The sequence below is a fragment of the Acetivibrio mesophilus genome, assembly GCF_004102745.1.
Lineage (GTDB): Bacteria > Bacillota > Clostridia > Acetivibrionales > Acetivibrionaceae > Hungateiclostridium > Hungateiclostridium mesophilum.
On sequence record NZ_RLII01000061.1, the window covers coordinates 1 to 3,158 of the forward strand.

The following is a 3,158-nucleotide window of genomic DNA, read 5'->3' on the forward strand; positions in this document are numbered from 1 at the left end:
ACACGGTTTTAAATTCAAAACCAGTTCTTGGAGGCCTTTATCACAGTTATAATAAGGTTGCCTGATTTTAATATTTTGGAATTTAAAGCTATTTCTGAACTTTTGCAATTTGCATTAGTTCTGTCTCGCATGCAATAAAAAGAATCCCAGCCTCTTGGGTTGAGATTCTTTTGTCATATTGTTCAAAATCTGCATAGTTATATTTGTTTTGTTTGCTATATATTAGCATTTTAATTTGACTGATGTAATTTTTGCAACCGACACCTAATTGGGATAAATGTATACAAAGAAATGAAACTTTTTACCATAGAAATGATGATATTAGGAGTGAGTTTACTAGAGACTATAATAGAATTCTTCATTGTAACGCTTATCGAAGACTTAAGCACAAAACACAAGTTTTTTTTGCCACTTCTAATGACCATATTTGTACAAGGGTTGAGCATGTTAATCATGTTTCTTCAGTTAGTTATTCAATTTCAAAGTACTTAGGGCTAAATACAGAACTTACTTCTGCTATTGCAATTGGTCACGACATAGGACATGCTCCCTTTGGACATGCTGGTGAAACTTTCCTGAAAGAAATCATCAGCCAGAAAATTAATGATACATTCTGGCATGAAAAAAATAGTATGCGTTTTGCTGACTTATATGAAACATTGCCTGATCCAGAGGGATTTGAAAGAAACCTAAACTTAACTTACGCTGTCAGGGATGGAATAGTATGCCACTGTGGAGAGGTAGATGACAAGGCACTTTTTCCAAGAAAAGAGTTTGTAGATTTATGCTGCATAGAGAAAGCAAGCCAGTTTGCACCATTTACATGGGAAGGGTGTATCGTAAAAGTTGCAGATAAAATTTCATATCTTGGAAGAGATATTGAAGATGCAATTGCTCTTAAAATATTATCTATTTCGCAGCTAAAGGAACTATCAGCAATATTGAAAAAAACACTAAATCTTGATTTACATGCACTTAACAATACAGTACTAATGCATAATCTTATGATAGATTTGTGTAATGAAAGTTCTCCAGAGAATGGGATAAATCTTTCCACAAAATATTATGATTTTATGAAAGCCGTTAAGGAATTTAATTACGACAATATTTATAAACACTCAAGACTTACAGCTTACAAGGAGTACGCAAATTTAATTATTAGATCTATATTTTCACTTCTTAAAGATTTATATGATGCAGAAGGTACAATTGATAAGTTAGAGAAAAATAAAGACTTATATCCTACTCTAATATCAACCTTTACAGACTGGCTGATTAAATACTCGGATATAAGAAACAATGAAAAAGTACAAGAAAATTATAGTAATAGAATAAGTAGGCTAAAAAACAAAATTGTATATAAAATAGAAAACTACCAGGACTATATACGATCAACTATTGATTATATATCCGGAATGACAGACTCATTTGCTATAAAAGTTTTTAATGAAATAACCAGTTTCTAAAAACAAGCCTGCAACCAAGTACACAATCATTAGTCAAAACTTGTATTTGGGGAAGATAAGTAGAGCCGGGATTGCTCCCGGCAAATTTGTTGTACATTACAATTCAATAACAGTCCATATGTTTCTTAACTGAATCTTTTTATCCAAAAATCCCATTCATCTGGTTTCCAATAGGCCAATGGCTTCTTTATTTCAAGTATGATGGGTTTTATAACACTATAAAGACTTTTGTATTTATTCACTAGAATATCATCAAAAACTCTAGGCCATGAATCTTCTGATAATGAAAGGGCAACATAGTCTTCGCCAAATTCATGGTAATACGTGTCTGTATTTGAATTATTGATTATTTCCTCAAAACCAATTTTTTGATACAGTTCTTTAGATAATATTTGTATATAGTTTACTCCATCGATTCCTTTTTCAAGCTCCTTAACAAAAAAAGGATTAAGCCATACTGAGTATGCATCATTCAAAAATCTACTTTGTTTTATTGCTTTTATTGCTTCTGAGGAGCTTTTAGGCATCAAATTATCATTTTGAGCTAAAATATAATTACAACAGGCATAATAAAACGTCATTCCTAAAAATGCATTTTTCATAAATGAGAAAACATCTATAAAATCTGTATTTAAAGGAATTTCGAAATATATCCAATTTGGAGATTTGATTGGGTATTCAGGTTTTATAGTTCTTAAAATCATTTCTAAACGATAATTCTGTAAATTATCTTTAGTTCCATCTGATAAAATTAAGTGCTGTGTTTGGTTAAAATCTGCTTTATTAAATAACTCCACCAGATAATCAATTCCTGACATTTTCAATTTATTCATACCAGCTTCTTTATTGTGCCTATAGGATAAGAATTTACATTTTGTTAAGAATTCAAAATCTCTAAAAAACTCTATGAAGTATTTTCTGAAATTATTAGGATCTTTAAAAAAATAAAAAGTTATGCCAACTCTCATATCAAATAACGGAGTATTTTTATAATTATTTTGCATTCTAACCACTCCTCTCTAAATATTTTGATTAAGCAAGTCTGTAATTTATACAGACTTGCTTAATAATTTTACCTATTATACTTTAGTGGTGTAGTAATTTGACCTGTCCAGTCCATAAGGTCTTGGAATTGATCAGACCAAAATTGTGGGGAAGCATTATTGGGCTTTAAATCCCATAGTTCGTAGTCAGCCGTACCTTGTTGCCATTGAAAGTCTGGTCTACGAGTATTTCCCTTTCCACCAGTACTACCGGGTCTTATAATAGCTTTATCAATTTCCAAACCTTCGATATTTGCACTTCTTACTCTTTTAAATACCCTGTTATGGAAATATGTACCGTAGTTATCATACCTACCACGGCTTAGGTAATTTTGAGCAATAGGGTCGTTTTTCATAAGTTTTTCTACATATCGCCTAGTTGATTTTATTGTAGCGATAGTATCTTCTTTTGACAATATTCTTGTAGTAGGATTTTCAGTCATTTTAAACCTTGAAGCATTTCTTGATGACTGGCTTTCTGCAATATTATCGAGAATAGTTTGTCTATTAGCTGTTACCTTATTACCAACTCCCGCATTATTGAAGTCAGCAACTATAGTTTTCTCCGTTTGCTTTTAACTCCCTCAAAAAAACTAACGGTATATAAACCCTATCAATTAAGGCTTTTTTAATATTTTACCATATCGAA

General features: G+C 31.2%; 3 protein-coding genes. 1 reads left to right on the top strand and 2 read right to left on the bottom strand.

Annotated elements, in window-relative coordinates; genetic code table 11:
• The first annotated feature begins 251 nt into the window (after positions 1–251).
• The gene (locus EFD62_RS17055) at positions 252–1,466 is read left to right on the top strand and encodes a deoxyguanosinetriphosphate triphosphohydrolase family protein (RefSeq protein WP_128706569.1); all 1,215 of its coding nucleotides are present in this window, start codon (positions 252–254) and stop codon (positions 1,464–1,466) included.
• A 125-nt stretch (positions 1,467–1,591) separates the two neighbouring features.
• Here EFD62_RS17055 and EFD62_RS17060 read toward each other — a convergent pair whose 3' ends face one another.
• On the bottom strand, positions 1,592–2,470 hold the full coding sequence (locus EFD62_RS17060) for a hypothetical protein (RefSeq protein ID WP_128706570.1): 879 nt from the start codon (positions 2,468–2,470) through the stop codon (positions 1,592–1,594).
• 68 nt (positions 2,471–2,538) lie between these two features.
• Positions 2,539–2,952: a hypothetical protein gene (locus tag EFD62_RS17065; RefSeq protein WP_128706571.1), complete on the bottom strand. Its 414-nt coding sequence runs from the start codon at positions 2,950–2,952 to the stop codon at positions 2,539–2,541.
• Positions 2,953–3,158: the final 206 nt, after the last annotated feature.

Coding starts and splice junctions, on each gene's coding strand:
- EFD62_RS17060 (WP_128706570.1), bottom strand. CDS start 2,470: ATGCAAAATAATTATAAAAATACTCCGTTATTTGATATGAGAGTTGGC.
- EFD62_RS17065 (WP_128706571.1), bottom strand. CDS start 2,952: ATGACTGAAAATCCTACTACAAGAATATTGTCAAAAGAAGATACTATC.